General features: G+C 50.6%; 12 protein-coding genes. All 12 read left to right on the forward strand.

The features are described 5' to 3' along the window. Positions 1-27 precede the first annotated feature (27 nt). Positions 28-1,683 (forward strand): DUF4091 domain-containing protein, encoded by a 1,656-nt coding sequence (locus ACY2VW_RS07815; RefSeq protein WP_461877668.1) that lies wholly within the window; start codon positions 28-30, stop codon positions 1,681-1,683. A gap of 104 nt (positions 1,684-1,787) precedes the next feature. Continuing rightward, entirely contained in the window at positions 1,788-2,336 is a 549-nt protein-coding gene (locus ACY2VW_RS07820; protein ID WP_461877669.1) for a helix-turn-helix domain-containing protein, read from the forward strand. Positions 2,337-2,751: 415 nt separating this feature from the next. Then, positions 2,752-3,948, forward strand: coding sequence for a peptide MFS transporter (locus tag ACY2VW_RS07825; RefSeq protein WP_461877670.1), 1,197 nt, complete (start codon positions 2,752-2,754; stop codon positions 3,946-3,948). Further along, on the forward strand, positions 3,936-4,238 hold the full coding sequence (locus tag ACY2VW_RS07830) for a hypothetical protein (RefSeq protein ID WP_461877671.1): 303 nt from the start codon (positions 3,936-3,938) through the stop codon (positions 4,236-4,238). The genes ACY2VW_RS07825 and ACY2VW_RS07830 overlap by 13 nt, the downstream gene beginning before the upstream one ends. Next, complete coding sequence (locus ACY2VW_RS07835; protein WP_461873920.1) at positions 4,235-5,317, forward strand: M24 family metallopeptidase; 1,083 nt, start codon at positions 4,235-4,237, stop codon at positions 5,315-5,317. Before ACY2VW_RS07830 ends, ACY2VW_RS07835 begins: the two co-directional genes overlap by 4 nt. A 15-nt stretch (positions 5,318-5,332) precedes the next feature. Continuing rightward, positions 5,333-6,826, forward strand: a complete 1,494-nt coding sequence (locus tag ACY2VW_RS07840) for a carboxypeptidase M32 (protein ID WP_461877672.1) — start codon at positions 5,333-5,335, stop codon at positions 6,824-6,826. Positions 6,827-6,845: 19 nt separating this feature from the next. Next, complete coding sequence (locus tag ACY2VW_RS07845) at positions 6,846-8,351, forward strand: peptide MFS transporter (RefSeq protein ID WP_461873918.1); 1,506 nt, start codon at positions 6,846-6,848, stop codon at positions 8,349-8,351. A gap of 150 nt (positions 8,352-8,501) precedes the next feature. Further along, entirely contained in the window at positions 8,502-9,584 is a 1,083-nt protein-coding gene (locus tag ACY2VW_RS07850) for a hypothetical protein (protein ID WP_461877673.1), read from the forward strand. 1 nt (position 9,585) lies between these two features. Beyond that, a complete protein-coding gene (locus ACY2VW_RS07855; RefSeq protein WP_461877674.1) occupies positions 9,586-11,892 on the forward strand; it encodes a beta-L-arabinofuranosidase domain-containing protein in 2,307 nt (768 codons plus the stop codon). Then, entirely contained in the window at positions 11,873-14,119 is a 2,247-nt protein-coding gene (locus ACY2VW_RS07860) for an alpha-galactosidase (protein ID WP_461877675.1), read from the forward strand. The genes ACY2VW_RS07855 and ACY2VW_RS07860 overlap by 20 nt, the downstream gene beginning before the upstream one ends. A gap of 168 nt (positions 14,120-14,287) precedes the next feature. Next, positions 14,288-15,676: an MATE family efflux transporter gene (locus ACY2VW_RS07865; protein WP_461877676.1), complete on the forward strand. Its 1,389-nt coding sequence runs from the start codon at positions 14,288-14,290 to the stop codon at positions 15,674-15,676. A 281-nt stretch (positions 15,677-15,957) separates the two neighbouring features. After that, positions 15,958-17,148, forward strand: coding sequence for an NAD(P)-dependent malic enzyme (locus ACY2VW_RS07870; protein WP_461877677.1), 1,191 nt, complete (start codon positions 15,958-15,960; stop codon positions 17,146-17,148). The last annotated feature ends 76 nt before the right edge of the window (positions 17,149-17,224 follow it).

Genomic DNA, 17,224 nt, shown 5'->3' on the forward strand with positions numbered 1-17,224 from the left:
ACTTTTCTAGAATATCGGGAGGTTTTTATGAAAATCAGGCAGGTTTCGAATTTAAAGAAGATCAGGCAGGAAGCACCGGAAAACATAGAGCAGATTGAGGCGATTACAGCGCTGCCAGGTGAGCGGGTGTCGTATCAGGTGGTGCTGGAAAACGAGGAGCGGGCGCAGTTTCAGGTGGAGGTTTTGTCGCCGCTTGCGGGGCAGGTGAAGATTTATCTGGTGCGGGATGTGATGATGGATCAGCCGGCGATTGAGGAAGGGCTGGAAGAGGAAGATTATCTTTCTCTGGAGCCGGGGATGATGCCGGATGTGCTGGTGCCGCTTTCAGAACAGGGATTTCAGGTCAGTGTTTCGGAGCAGAAGACGGTGCTGTGGGTGCGGGTCGATGTGAGAGATGATCTGGCGGCGGGTTCGTATCCGGTGACGGTGAGGTTTACGAAGGAGAAACAGTCGTGGGAGACGGATGCGGATGTGACGGTATATGAGACAACGATGGAACTGACCGTTTTGCCCTGCCGTCTGCCGGAGCAGAAACTGCATTACACGAGATGGTTTTACGCCGACTGTATTGCAGTGCAGCATAATGTGGAAATTTACTCGGAGGAGCACTGGGCGTGGATAGAAAAATATATTGCGGCGGCAGCGGATGCAGGCATCAATATGATTCTCGTTCCGATTCATACCCCTCCGCTCGACACAGCAGTCGGTACGACGCGGCCGTGTGTGCAGCTTGTGGATATCGAGAAGACGGGAGAGACGTATCATTTTGATTTCACAAAGTTCCGCCGTTTTATTGAAATCTGTAAGCGAAACGGCATCCAGTATTTCGAGATGGCGCACCTGTTTTCCCAGTGGGGTGCGAAATGTGCGGCGAATATTCAGGTGACGGAAAACGGTGAAAAAACGTACCGTTTCGGCTGGCACACGCCGGCAGATTCGCCGGAATACACCGCATTTCTGCGCCAGTACCTCGGAGCCATCGAGCAGGAGCTTGTGCGGGAAGGGATCAGTGAAAATACGTATTTCCACATCTCCGACGAGCCGTCCCGCGATCAGATGGAGAGCTACCGGGCAGCATCCGAGATGATTCGTTCCCTGATCGGAGACAGCAAAACGATGGATGCGTTATCTGACTATGATTTCTACGAGCAGGGGCTTGTAGAATGCCCGGTAACAGGCGTTGCCAAAATCACAGAATTTCTGCAGCATGAAATCGAAAATCAGTGGGTCTATTACTGCTGTTACCCGGGAAAGATTTACCCGAACAGCTTTATGGCAATGCCGTCCCGCCGCGTGCGGATTCTCGGTTTTCTGCTGTATAAATTTCAGATCAAAGGCTTTCTGCACTGGGGATTCAATTTTTATCACTCCCAGCTGTCCCGTTACCCGATCAATCCATATCTGACGACCTCCGCCGACCACGCATTCCCGTCCGGCGACGGATTCATCGTCTATCCGGGAAAAGACGCCGTCTATCCGTCCATCCGCGGCGAAATCATGTACGAAGCCATCCAGGATCTCCGGATCTGCGAAGCACTGGAGGCAAAAATCGGAAGAACGGCAGTAACGGCGCTGATTGATGAAAAAGCAGGCGCACCGCTGACGTTCGAGCAGTACCCGAAGACTGATGCGTTCCTCGAAGAACTCCGCGCAGAATTCCTGGGCCGGCTGGAAAGCTGCTGAAAAGTATAGATTATAAAATTTCTGTGAAATAAAAGAGATTAAATTGACAAGCGCTCCAAAGAAAGCTAAGATAAATGCAAAACAAAGAACGGACGGAAAGTGATATGAAAGAATTGGATTTAAGCGGAATTGGAGAGCGGATCAGCCGTATCCGCAAGGAGCGCGGCCTGACATTAAAAGATATGGTGGCATACACCGGTTTTTCCGCCGGCTACTTAAGCAACCTCGAAACCGGAAAGACAAGCCCGACGCTGGAAAACCTGAAAATGATCACCGGCGTGCTGGAAACGGATCTGCTGGAGCTTCTGACCTCGGAAAAAACACGGCGTGATGTGATTCGTGCAGATGAGATCAAAGTGAACCGGTATGAAGAAGAGAACATGGAGGTCGGCATTATCGAGTTCGGCTACGATGCGCAGATGTACGAGCTGATCCGGATTGAGCCGGGAGAATGCAAAAAAGAAGAATTTTACAAACACATTCACTCCGAAGTATGTACCGTGCTCGAAGGGGAACTGACGATTCAGCTAAATGAAAAGATCTACCAGCTGAAGCAATACGATTCGATTTACATTCCGGCCAACGTCCCGCACCGCATGTGGAATGAGAGCAGTGAGCCGACGTTAAGCTATTGGATTTATCGGAAAAAGTAAGGCACAGGATGACAGAAAATCGGGTACAAGTGAAACAAGATAACGTATAAGTGAAAATCGTAAAATTTCCATAATTGAGAAAAAGTACCAAAAACGCAGGAAGAGGAAAAAACCTCTTGCCTGCGTTTCTTTTTTTGAAAAACAGGAAAAGGAAGCAAAAAAGCCTGAAAAAAAGTTAAAAAAACTGTTTTACGAAAGAAAAACAGCAAAAAGCAGAAAAAGAAGTGCGCTGCAGAAAAATGGAGAAAAGGCTGCGTTTGTGAAAAATAGACAAAAAACAGAAAAGACAGAAAAAGCCAGTTGACATATTTTACAACGCAGAATATAATGGCTTCAAGAAATTCATTTTAGTGAAAAATAATTCGCTAAAATGAAAATAAGAAAACTGCGAAAGAAAGCAGTAAGAGAGGCACGTATGAAACAGACAACCAGTTACAGAAACGACAGGCGGTTCCTGGGGCATCCGCTTGGGCTCGGCACAATTTCCGGCATGACGCTGTGCCAGGGCTTCGCCAACTACGGCATGAGCTCCATCCTGATTTACTTCCTGTATGCGACAGCCGCGGAAGGCGGACTTGGATTTTCCAAGGCAAATGCTGCACAGTTCATTTCCCTGTACAGCACGCTGTCCTTCCTCTGCGGAATCCTCGGAAGCTATCTGGCAGACCGTCTGATGGGAATCCGGAAAGCGATCCGCATCGGCTACTTCATCAAAACACTCGGCTATGCACTGCTTGCCATTCCGGGCGGCGGTGTCCCGATGTATCTCGGCAGCCAGTTCTTACTGCTGATGTCCGCCGTATCGATGGGAAGCAGCCTTGATGCACTGACCGGAAAGCTGTATGAAAAAGGCGATGACCGCCGCGACGGTGGTTACTCGATTCTCTACATCATGAACAACATCGGAGCCGTGGCACCGGTTATTACCGGAACGATCGCACAGATGATGGGTTACCGTGTCGGGTTCCTGTTTGCAGCAATTCTGCAGGGCATCGGCTTTGTACTCTACATTCTGACAGAAAAGAAACTTTTCGGAGACACCGGAGTGACACCGGATGACGAAGCGCCGGCAGACGAGAAAAAGAAACTGATCGGCCGCCTTATCGCAGGCATCGCAGTTCTGGCCGTTGTTGTGGCAATCCTTTTCAAAGTGGGAGTCTTCACACCGACGTCCTTTGCAAATACGGTCAGCACCATCGCGATTTTCATTCCGATCATCTATCTGATCTTTATTGCAAAGAGTGATAAGACAACGGCACAGGATGGAAAGAAACTGAAAATGTTCTTCGCCCTGTTCCTCTGCAACAGCCTTGCCATGATGGTATGGAACCAGTCAACCGGAATCCTTGCTGTGTACGCGGATGAGAGAGTCAACTTGAACTTTTTCGGATTTCAGCTGACACCGGCAGCATTCCAGACGGTACCTGCCGTTTACGCCGTGGTGCTTGGCATCATCGTCAGCACACTGTGGCTGAAATTGGGAAAGAGACAGCCGGATGCACCGATGAAATTCGGACTCGGAACTATGCTCTGGGGCGCAGGTCCGCTGTTCATGATCATTCCGTTTCTGCTGTTTTCACCGAGTGAGAAGGTAAGCCGATGTGGCTGCTGATCTTCTACCTGTTCATCATCTTAGGTGAAGCGATCACAAGCCCGACCGGCCCGTCCTGTACAGCAGCCATCGCACCGAAAGCATTTACCGTTCAGATGTTCACCATCTGGAAACTGAGCCAGTCTACCGGAGCAGGACTCAGCACACTGGCCGTGAATTTCTATAAAGAAGGATCTGAGGCAGCCTATTTCCTCGGCATCGGTCTTGTGATCTGCCTGATTGGCCTTGCCGTATGTATCATGCATAAAAAAATCGCATCTGAGATGCAGCTTGAGGAGGAGACAAAATGAATTACGAAGCAAGAGTCGCAAAAGTAAAAGAAAAATTCTTAGCAGACGGCGTGGAAGCGCTTCTCGTCTCAAAGGGAACCGACATCCGTTACTTAAGCGGATTCACCGGTGAGGCGGGCGTTGCATTGCTGGTTCTGACAGACAAGAAAAATTACTTTATCACAGACGGACGCTTCACAAACCAGGCGAAGATGGAGACGACGGGAATGGAGATCATTCTCTGGAAGTCCGGCAGCGGCCTTTACAAAGAGGGCGGCGAGCTGTTAAAAGAACTCGGCATCAAACGCGCGGCCATCGACTGCGGAGAAATTTCCCACGCCGATTACCTGACGCTCACCGGCACCTGGGGACAGGAAGTGGAGGACAGCAAGCCGTACATCACCACACTTCGTATGGTAAAAGATGCAGACGAGCTGGCGCTGATCCGGAAAGCCTGCGACATTACCGAGCAGTCCTTCCTGGCACTGTTAAAGCTGGTAAAACCGGGACAGACCGAAAAAGAGATCCGCAATCTTCTGGAATATGAATTCCGCAAACGCGGCAGCGTGGATGTCAGCTTTGCAACGATCGTGGCTTCCGGCCCGGAAAACGGCGGAAACCCGCACGCAAGCCTGACCGACCGCAAAGTACAGCAGGGCGATATGATCACCATCGACTTCGGTGCAAGCTACGAAGGATACTGCTCTGATATGACAAGAACGTTTGCGATCGGAGATCCGGGTGAGAAATTAAAAGAAATCTACCGTGTGGTATACGAGGCAAAGAAAGCAGCAGAGGCTGCACTCCATGTCGGTGCCATCGCAAAAGATATCGATAAAGCGGCAAGAGATGTGATTGTAAATGCCGGCTACGAACTGCCGCACGGACCGGGCCACGGATTCGGCCTGGATATCCACGAAGATCCGTTCCTCGGCTTCCGCAATACTTACGCAATGGAAGAAAACGTCGTTCACACCATCGAGCCTGGCATTTACGTACCGGGAACCGGCGGCATCCGCATTGAGGATGATTACCTGATCAAAGGCAGCGGCGCAGAGTGCCTGACACCGAACATTACGAATGAACTGATTATTCTGTAAAAGAAGGTACGAAAGATGACAGCAGAAACACGAGGATATCTCGAAAAAGCAAGAAACATCATGAAACAGCAGCGCTACTACGAGAGCCTGGACAATGTCATTTACTGCGACCGTGAATTTCAGCTTCCGAAAGGCGGCTGGGACTACATGGATGAAATGCAGGGCTTTTTCCAGAAACAGTGCGAACAGCAGCTTCTGTCAAAGGAGACAAAAGAGATTCTCGAGTATTTTAAAGCACATGGAATGGATGAACTGGAGAACGATTACCAGAAGGGGTGTATCCGCAGTCTGCAGAAAAAGTATGAGAGAGCGACGAAAATTCCGGCAGAACTTTTGACCGAGCGCGACCAGTTCTGTGCGAGGGCGCAGGCGGCATGGAAAGAGGCACATGAGAAGGCGGATTTCTCCATCTTTTCCCCGTGGCTGGAAAAACAGTTTGCACTGCAGAAACGCATCGCCGCAGCATGGAACCCGGATCAGAGCGCATACGATTCTATGCTGCAGCAGTGGGATGAGGGCATCAGCACAGCGTTCGTAACGGAGAAGATTGAGGCAGTCAAAGGCGAGCTCATTGCTCTGTGCAAAAAGGTGATTGAAAAATACAAAGATGTGGACAGAAGCAGATTGGACGAGCCGGTGGACCGTGAGATTAACAAACGTCTTGCCGATAAAGCCGTCGATCTGATCGGTTTTGACCGTAACCGCGGAACGATTCAGGAAGTGCTGCATCCGGTCTGTGTCTGCTTAGGACCGAGGGATTCCCGTCCGACGACAAATTACAATACACCGTGGATGGCGGTGATCAGTCTGACGCATGAATGCGGCCACGGTATTTACAATTACAGCTCGAATGAGGAAGCCGTAAGCTACGGCCTCTGGGGCGGCATCGAAGGAATGATGCATGAATCGCAGTCGAGATTTTATGAGAACATGATCTGCCGCACAAAAGCATTCTGGAAGAATCTGTATCCGACCGTACAGAAAGAAATTCCGAAATTTGCCGATGTGCCATTTGACGATTTCGCAGCCATGCTGTTCAAACCGGGATTTACAAAAATGAGAATCCGCGCGGATGAGCTGACGTACAATCTGCACATCATCATCCGCTTCGAGATGGAGCGAGATTACTTTGAAGGAAAACTGGCAATCGAAGATTTTCCGAAGGTATGGAAGGAAAAATATCAGCAGTATCTGGGGGTTACGCCGGAGAATGACCGAGAAGGCATCCTGCAGGATGTGCACTGGGCGTCGGGGCATGTTGGATATTTCCAGAGCTACTTTCTCGGAGATCTGTATGCGGCACAGGTTCGCCATAAGCTGATGCAGGAAATTCCGGACCTGTATGAGCGGATTGAAAACGGAGATGTCAAGTGTGTCCATACATGGATGATCGAGCATATTTATCAGTATGGACAGACATACACACCGGAAGAATTGCTTCTGAAAGTAACGGGAGAGGCACTCAATCCCCGTTATTATATAGAGTATCTCAAAGAAAAATACGAATAGGAAAAAGGAGAAGGAAACCATGAGTGGAAAAACAAAAGAGACGGGCATCAGCCCGGAGAATCAGGCGGTCTTGAATGACAGAGCCTTTTTCGGACATCCAAAAGGAGTAGGAGCGCTGGCATTCGGAAACCTTTGCAACTCATTTGCATGGGCAGCAGTTTACGCCGTACTCGTTTACTATCTGTACGCACCGTACACGAAAGGACTTGGCTTTACAGAGGGTGAGGCAGCGACGATGATCGCAGCCATGGGAGCAGGAAACTCCCTGTTCGTTATCGTCGGAAGCTGGTTCGCAGACCGTGTCTTCGGAGCCAGAAATGCACTTGTTGTCGGTAATATCGTAAAAGCAATCGCGTTTGGCTTATTCGCAATTCCGCCGGTCAGCCTGGCACAGGGCCGTGTCTTTGCAGTCATCGGTCTGATCCTGATGGCACTGCCGATCATGGGCGCCAGCAACAACTCCCTGACCGGACAGATGTATGCAAAAGATGATTCTGCAAGACGTGATGGTGCGTATACCATCCATACCGTAGCAAATGCCATTTCCGGTGTCATCGCCCCAGTTCTGGTCGGATTCATCGGTGAGAGCAACTACCACATCGGATTTGCCATCGGCGCAGCATGGGCACTGGCATACGGCGCAGTTATCTTTTTCACCAGAAACAAATTCTTTGGAACCATCGGTGAGAAACCGGTCAATCCGTTGACAAAAGAAGAAGCAAAGAAAGTAATCACCATTGCAGTAATTGTACTTGCTGTTGCAGCAGCTATCATCGGCGGAACCGTAGCAGCAGGCGTTCTGACCTTCAACGGAATCATCAACGTGCTGACCACAGCCACCTTCCTGATCCCGATCGCCTTCCTGTACAAACTGTTTACCAACAAGAAAATCGAAGCAGACGACAGAAAGAAACTCGTTCCATTCCTGAAACTGTTCTGCGCACAGGTCGTTGTAGCGACAGCAGCCGTTATGATCACTTCCGCACTGGCAGTTTTCGTAGAGGCAAAAGTAGACCGCAACATGCTTGGCATCACCTTTGCACCGGCAACCTTTACTTCTATTTATAATGTATTCGGCCTGATCCTTGGACCGGTCTTCGTATTTCTGTGGACCAAGACAAAAGCCGGACAGATTTCCACTGCAAAGAAATTCAGTGCAGGAATTATGTCCTATGCACTTTCCTATCTGGTACTGACCATTCCGCTGATCCTTGGCATCAAAGCCAACATCAGCCCGATCTTCCCGATCATCTTCTATTTTCTGATGACCCTCGGAGACAACATGGTATACCCGATCGGAAACTCCATCACCGCAAAACTGTCTCCGAAGTCCTTTGAGACCCAGATGCAGTCCGCATGGAGCCAGAGTACCTCAATTGCCAACGGTATTACGATGATTCTGTTGAAATTCTTCACAACATCCGATTCCCAGATGACCCTGTTCCCGATTATGGCGGTCGTTCTGGTGATCACCAGCATCGTTGTATTTATGTTCGCCGGACAGATTGAGAAAGATATCGCTTAAGTAAAAACGAACGGCAGCAAAAAGCGTGCCTGAAAATCCTGTGAAAAGTGTTTTCAGGTGCGCTTTTCTCTTAAGAAAGAGGAAAACAGTGTAAAAATGGGGGATTTTTACCGCTGCTGTATGGATAAAAAGAAAAGAAGGTATTGGATTATGATGGAAGATACAGAGCAGCAAAAGCCTGCACTTACGAAAGTATCGCTGATTACGGAAACGCATGTGGAGTTTCACTGGGATCAGGAGATTGCTTTAAACGGAGGCATGACGGGATGTTATCACGTCTATTACAAAGGAGAAGAGCTTCCGCTTTATGAGCGCGTGGACAGCGATGAGTGGGATGTCGGAACGGTGTATGAACCGAAGAAAAAAAGAGCGACTGTTTCGCTGAAAACGCCGGTTACAAAAGAGATGCTCCCGGATCTGACGGCAGGCGTGGAGAAGACGGCAAATGCACTTGGCATGGAGCCGGATGGAGAGCGGCGGTATCCAGTACAGTGGGAACCGTATTACACGAAAATATCCCATCCAGCCTGCGGCATTCCGATTAAATCGTGTGATGCAGTAAGAGATGAGACGCATGCGGCTGCAGGAAAGATCATCGATCTGATGCTGCAGAAACTGCCGGATGCCGCTGCAAAAATGGCGGAATACCACGCAGAGCTGGCGATTTATCCGATCGGCCAGGATGCGTATGATATCCCGGAACACAGAGTCGGATTTCTCTATATGCACCGGCCGGTGGAAGGATACGGCGGAGTGGTGGAAAACCCGGTCAATTCCATTTCTGAGGTCAATGTACTCCGGATTCTGGAAGGAGAGTTCACGACGCGGTACCGCGAGGAGCTGATTCTGGCGCATGAATTTGCACACGGCATTCATTTGATCGGCATCGAGCATCTGGCCGACCGAACGCTGGCAGAGCGGTTCCGTGCTGTTTATGCACATGCAAAAGAAGTCGGAAAATGGCCGAATACGTATGCGATCAGCAATTATGAAGAGTATTTTGCAACACTGACGACGGTGTGGTTCAATGTGATGAAAGAGGGCGTCAATGGAACATGGGACGGCGTGCGCGGTCCGGTCAACACAAGAGAAGAGCTGTACCGCTACGACAGAGAAGCGTACGATTTTTTCTGCGATATTTACCCGGAAGCGTTCTTCCCGGCACCGTGGAATGTGACAAAAAATCTGTATGATATTGACGGAAGCAGATTACAGGAAAGCGAGGAAAAATAAAATGACCGATTTACAGATTGCAGAGAAAGACAGAGATGCCTTATATATTGGAAATATTCGAACCGTAGAATTTGACCTGGAGCTGCCGACAAAAGGTGATCATGGATCGATGATCACCTGGGAGACGGGGCATGACCGGATTATCAGCGTGGATGGAAAAGTGACCCGCCCGAAATATGGAATGGGAAGCCGCACCGTTCCGATGACGGCGACCATCCGTTACGGGGAAGCGGAAGTAAAACGTGTTTTTGAAGTGCGTGTTCTCGAGGAAGAGAATAAAATTCAGGTGGAAAAGGTTTACCCTGTCAGAGTCCAGGCGCAGAGAGGACAGAAAATTTATCTGCCGACCGCAACCGCAATTGTGACAAAAGAGGGAAGAACGATTCCGCACCTGCTCGAGTGGGACAACGGCGGGGAGGCTGTCTATGAGACGATTGGAACGGTAAAAGAGCACGGCGTGATTGCGGGAACAAAGTTTGATGTAGATGGAGAGATCAAGGTTGTGGAGCATCTGACCGCGGCAGAAAAAGATCGCACGCCGGCAGTTCACGATGCGGCAGCCGACGCCTATCTTTCGGGTGAGAGCTTTTTCACCCGCGCGCAGAAATGGTCCGAGGATTTCCTGCTTTCTGTAAACGATGACCAGATGCTGTACAATTTCCGCAGTGCCTCCGGACTTGACACGAAGGACGCACCGGAGATGATCGGCTGGGATGCACCGGAGTGCAACTTAAAAGGCCACACGACAGGCCACTATCTGTCCGGGCTTGCCTTATGCTACCGCGCAACGGGAAATGAGAAAATCCGTGAGAAAGCCGTTTACATGTGCGAATCCTTAAAAAAATGCCAGGATGCCTTTGCAAAGATGGACGGTATTCACGAGGGATTCTTAAGCGGCTACGATGAGAAACAGTTCGATCTGCTGGAGCAGTACGTGCGTTACCCGGAAATCTGGGCGCCGTATTATACGCTGCACAAGATCTTTGCCGGACTCCTCGACTGCTATGAATTTGCCAATATCGCGTGCGGCCTTACCATCGCCGACAAGCTGGGCGACTGGGTTTACAACCGCCTTTCCCGCCTGCCGCATAAGACATTGATGAAGATGTGGAGCCTTTACATCGCCGGAGAGTTCGGAGGAATGAACGAGGCGATGAGCCGCCTGTACGGCATCACAGGAAAGGAAAACCACTTAAAAGCAGCGCGTCTGTTCGACAACGACAAGCTGTTCTTTCCGCTGGAGCAGAAAATCGATGCGCTCGACACGATGCATGCCAACCAGCACATCCCGCAGATCATCGGCTGCATGAAACTGTTTGAGGTGACGGGGGAGAAGAAATATTATGATATCGCCGAGTTTTTCTGGGAGAGCGTAACCGGCCATCACATTTATACGATCGGCGGAACGGGCGAGGGCGAAATGTTCCACGGAGCCGATGAGATCGGACGGCTCTTAAGCAAAAATACGGCAGAGAGCTGTGCATCCTACAATATGCTGAAGCTGACAAAAGAGCTGTTCTCCTACCAGCCGGACAGTCGTTACATGGATTACTACGAGAGAACGATGTTCAACCACATCGCCTCCTCCTGCGAACATGCGCCGACCGGAGCGAGCACCTATTTCATGCCGCTGGCACCGGGATTCCACAAAGAATTTGATGACGAAAATTCCTGCTGCCACGGAACAGGACTGGAAAACCACTTCAAGTATGCGGAGAGCATCTATTTCCAGAATGACAAAAATGTCTATGTAAACCTGTTTGTGTCGTCGGTGCTCGAGGAAGAGGAACTCAAGATTGTCCAGGAGGAAAAAGAGGACGCACCGGGCGAGGTAACGCTGAAGGTACAGGGAAGCCGTGCCTTTACCTTAAAAGTGCGTGTGCCGTACTGGTGCAGAGGCAGCTATCAGGTGTGGGTAAACGGATCGGAGCAGAGCGTGGAAACCGGAGCGGATGGTTATCTCAATCTGAACGCCGACTGGAAAGAGGAGACAACCGTAACGATCCACTTCGCCTGCCACTACACCCTGGAGCGCACCCCGGATGTCCGCGACACCGCATCATTGCTGTACGGCCCGTACGTTCTGGCCGCGCTGACCGAGGAGAAGGACTATCTGCATCTGCCGCTGAAAGAGGAAACACTGGAAGAGCAGGTAACAAAAGAGGAAGGACTGAACTTTACCGTCGAGGGTGTACATTTCGTTCCGCTCTGCAGCATCTGCCGCGAAGGCTACCAGGTCTATGTCAAAATTCCGGGAAAATTTGAGAAGATGACAGGAGGCATAAATCATGGCAATTCGATTTCATGAGAAAACAGGCGTGTTCCACATCTGGGAGGATACGTTCAGTTATATTTTCTGCATTTTAAAGAACGGTCAGTTAGGACAGCTTTATTATGGAAAGAAGCTGCGTGACCGGGAGGATTTCACGCATATGCTTGTTGCGGCGCGGCGGGATATGGCGCCGTGTGTGTTTGAGGGGGATTCGGATTTTTCGATGGAGGATATCAAGCAGGAGTACCCCGTCTACGGCAATGGTGATATGCGGAGCATGGCATGCGAGATCCAGAGCCCGGACGGAAGCAGAGCAAGTGACTTCAAGTATGTTTCCCACCGGATTTACAATGGAAAACCGAAACTTTCCGGGCTGCCGTGCACGTATACGGAGAGTGATGATGAGGCGGAGACGCTGGAAATTACATTGATAGATCAACTGCTGGACACCGATCTGATCCTCAGTTATTCGGTCTTCAAAGGATATCCCGCGCTGGTGCGGAATGCGAAATTTGTGTGCCGCAGTGAGAAACATTTCAAATTGGTGAAGGCCATGAGCCTTTCCCTCGATCTGCCGGACGCCGATTATGAGATGACGGAGCTTGCCGGCGCGTGGGGCCGTGAGCGTCATGCCAGAACACAGCCGCTGCATGTCGGCATTCAGAGCATCTACAGTCTGCGCGGCCACAGCAGCCATATGTTCAATCCGTTTCTGATGCTGAAACGGCCGGAGACAACGGAAAGTGCGGGCGAGGTCTTTGGCGTCAACCTGATCTACAGCGGCAATTTCCTCGGCCAGGTCGAGGTGGACAACTACCATGTGACCCGCGTGATGATGGGCATTCACCCGGAGGGATTCACCTGGAATCTGACCGGCGGTGTGGAATTTCAGACCCCGGAGGCGGTGATGGTTTACAGCGCGGAGGGCATGAACGCGATGAGTCAGACCTTCCACTGTCTGTACCGCACCCGTCTGGCACGCGGATACTGGCGGGACCGTACGCGCCCGGTGCTGATCAACAACTGGGAAGCGACGTATATGAAATTTAATGAAGAAAAACTGGTCGGAATTGCGAAAAAGGCGAAGGAGCTCGGCATTGAGCTGTTCGTCCTCGATGACGGCTGGTTCGGCCACCGCGACGACGATACGACATCACTCGGCGACTGGTTTGCGGACCGGAAAAAGCTGCCGAACGGCATTGAAGGTGTGGCGGAGAAGATCACATCACTTGGCATGCGGTTCGGTCTCTGGTTTGAGCCGGAGATGATCAGCAAGGACAGCGAGCTGTACAGCGCGCACCCGGACTACATGCTGCAGACGCCGGGCCGCGTGCCGTGCCATGGAAGAAATCAGTATGTGCTCGATTTCTCACGCGAAGAGGTTGTAAATTACGTGGCGGAGAGCATGGAAAAAATCCTGAAGAGCGGCAAAGTTTCGTATGTGAAGTGGGACATGAACCGCAGCATCACCGATGGTTACTCGAATGCAGCCACGCCGGAAACGCAGGGAGAGGTGCTGCACCGCCAGATTCTCGGCGTCTATGCACTGTATGAGCGGCTGACGAGTGAATTCCCGGAAGTGCTCTTTGAATCCTGCGCCAGCGGCGGCGGACGGTTCGATCCGGGCATGCTCTATTACGCACCGCAGGGCTGGACATCCGATGACACCGATGCGGCCGAGCGGCTGAAAGTACAGTATGGAACGAGCTACTGCTATCCGGTGAGTGCGATGGGAAGCCACGTTTCTGCGGTACCGAATCATCAGGTCTTCCGAAAAACACCGATGAAGACGAGAGCGGACGTTGCGTATTTCGGAACATTTGGATACGAGCTTGATGTCAACAAGCTGCCGGAGGAAGAGCAGGAGCAGATTAAAGAACAGATCACATTCCGAAAACGGTATGAAAAGCTGATCCGCGAGGGAACTTTCTACCGTCTGGTAAGCCCATTTGACAGTGAGCACGGCGAGACCGCGTGGATGGTCGTCTCGGAGGACAGAAAACAGGCGCTTGTCGGCTATTACCGCATGCAGCAGCCGGTCAATGAGGGATACCGCTGGCTGAAACTCTCCGGCCTAGATCCGGAAAGGGAGTACCGCGTAAAAGATACGGCTTATAAAATGGCTGCGGAGAATTACACGTATTACGGGGATGAGCTGATGGAGAAAGGCTTTGACATCTCCGACAGCGGATTCGGACCGTGGACGCCATGGATTTATCAGGGAGATTACCAGTCGAGACTCTTTATCGTTGAAGCTGTTTAATGCTTCGAAACTAAGATGTCAAAAAAAGCCAGAAAAAAGATAAAAAGAAGCTTTCTTTTTGAGAAAGAATCGTGTATAATGATCATTACTGTCGGGAGCCTGACTGGAGAAATCCAGGAGGGCTCCGATTTATGTCATTTATTTATACAACAAGAAAAGGGGGAAACCATGCAGAAACACAGAAAATTTATTGGGGACAAACGGTTTTACCTGATGGTGCTTGGCGTTGCGATGCCGATTATGATTCAGAACGGTATCACCAACTTTGTCAGTCTTCTCGACAACATCATGGTAGGACAGGTCGGCACCGAGCAGATGTCCGGTGTTGCGATCGTCAATCAGCTTCTTTTTATCTATAACCTCTGTATTTTCGGAGGGGTATCCGGTGCGGGAATTTTTACTGCGCAGTATTTCGGACAGGGCAACGACGAGGGTGTGCGAAACACCTTCCGTTTTAAACTCTGGATCGGCGTGATCCTGACTGCAGTGGCAATCACTGTTTTCCTTGGTGCGCACGAGCCTCTGATTCGCCTCTATCTGACAGGCGATCAGGGAAGCCAGGACATGAATGCGACATTAGCCTATGGCATTTCTTATATGAAGGTCATGCTGGTAGGCCTGCCGCCGTTCCTGTTTGTGCAGCTTTATGCCAGTACGCTGCGCGAATGCGGCGAGACGATGCTTCCGATGAAGGCCGGTATTACAGCCGTATTTGTCAATCTGATTTTTAATTATATTTTAATCTACGGAAAATTCGGCGCACCGCAGCTCGGCGTTGTCGGTGCGGCAGCCGCAACGGTGCTGTCCCGTTACGTGGAGATGGCGATCGTGCTGATCCGTACGCACGGAAACAAAGAAAAATATCGCTTTACGAAGCATCTGTACCGCACGATCCGTGTTCCGGCGGCTTTGACGAAACAGATTCTCATCAAAGGAACGCCTCTGATGCTGAACGAAACGTTCTGGGCCGGCGGCGTTGCGATCCTGATGCAGTGTTACTCCGTGCGTGGCCTGAACGTTGTAGCAGCGATGAATATCTCCAACACGATCTCGAACCTGTTCAACGTCGTTTTCATCGCACTCGGCGATTCCGTTGCCATCATCGTCGGACAGCTCCTCGGAGCCGGAAGAATGGAAGAGGCGAAGGATACCGATACGAAGCTGATCACGTTTTCCGTATTACTCTGCATTGTGATCGGTGCGCTGATGGCGCTCGTGGCTCCGCTCTTCCCACGCCTTTACAACACGACGGACGAAGTACGCCACATGGCGGCAATCTTCATCGTGGAAGTGGCCATGTTCATGCCGGTCAATGCATTCCTGCATGCAAGCTACTTTACCCTGCGCTCCGGTGGAAAAACGATCATCACGTTCCTGTTCGACAGCGTCTTTATCTGGGTTGTCAGTGTGCCGGTGGCGTTCTGCTTAAGCCGTTTTACCGGACTTTCGATCTACGCAATCTACTTTATGGTTATGTCGGTTGACCTGATCAAGTGCGTCATCGGATTCATTCTTGTCAAGAAAGGTGTCTGGCTGCAGAATATTGTAGCGGAATAAAAAACGATCTGTCCATTTCCAGTCTGAAAAAAAGGCTGGAGTGGGCAGATTTTTTTGCGGGAAATAAAAAAGTAAAACGGCATTTTTGATAAAGTTTCGCAAGTGAAAATGGTATTTTTGAGGGAAAAGTGGAAAATTTTTCATTAATCAAAACTCCGGTTGAATTTTAAGCAATGCTTGCTATAATAGGGGTGCAGCGAACAGACATCTCGTATGACGCGTGAATCTCTCTTCCTATTATTAATGAGGCGCGTTCATACACCACATGGAGGAAAAAAGCGATGGATTACGCAAAAGAATCATTAAAAATGCACTATGAATTACGCGGAAAGCTCGAGGTGACATCCCGTGCAGCCGTAGATACAAAAGATGCCTTAAGTCTTGCCTATACCCCGGGTGTGGCAGCGCCGTGCCTGGAAATTCAGAAAGATGTCAATAAGAGTTACGAGCTGACCAGAAGATGGAACACCGTAGCTGTTGTCACAGATGGAACCGCAGTCCTCGGACTTGGCGATATCGGACCGGAAGCCGGTATGCCGGTCATGGAAGGAAAATGCGTTTTATTCAAAGAATTCGGCGGTGTCGATGCGATTCCGCTCTGCGTGCGCAGCAAGGATGTCGATGATATCGTCAATACCGTGCGCCTGCTCGCCGGAAGCTTCGGCGGCGTCAACCTGGAGGACATCTCCGCACCGAGATGCTTCGAGATTGAGAAAAAATTAAAGGAATGCTGTGATATTCCGATTTTCCACGACGATCAGCATGGAACCGCAGTCATCACACTGGCCGGCGTCATCAATGCGTTAAAACTCGTCGGAAAGAAACTGGATGAAGTCAAAATCGTCACCTCAGGAGCCGGCGCAGCCGGAATCGCGATCATCCGCCTGCTGATCTCGATGGGTCTCAAAAACGTCATCATGACCGACCGCAAAGGTGCGATCTACGAGGGACGCGACGGTCTGAACCCGATCAAAGAGGAGATGGCAAAGATCACAAACTACAACCATGAGAAGGGCACCCTTGCCGAGGTGATCAAAGGAGCCGACATTTTCATCGGCGTTTCCGCACCGGGAACCCTGACCGCAGATATGGTGCGCACCATGGCAAAAGACCCGATTATTTTTGCATGCGCAAATCCGACCCCGGAGATCTTCCCGGATGAGGCGAAAGCCGCAGGAGCAGCCGTTGTCAGCACCGGAAGAAGCGATTACCCGAACCAGGTCAACAACGTTCTCTGCTTCCCGGGCATCTTCCGCGGAGCGCTCGACGTGCGCGCATCCGACATCAACGATGAGATGAAGGTCGCAGCAGCGTATGCGATTGCAGGCCTTGTAAGTGATGAGGAGCTGAACGCAGACTACATCCTTCCGGCAGCGTTTGATCCGCGTGTCAAAGACGCAGTCGCATCGGCAGTTGCAGAGGCTGCCAAGAAGAGCGGCGTAGCGAGAATCTATAGCAAGACCCGAAAATAATGCAAAAAAGGCAGTGCTGCAGAGCGCGAATTGCAAGGAACAGATTTGAAGGCGTACCGGGGTACGACGAAAATCT

The sequence above is a fragment of the Fusicatenibacter sp. genome (genome assembly GCF_977045365.1).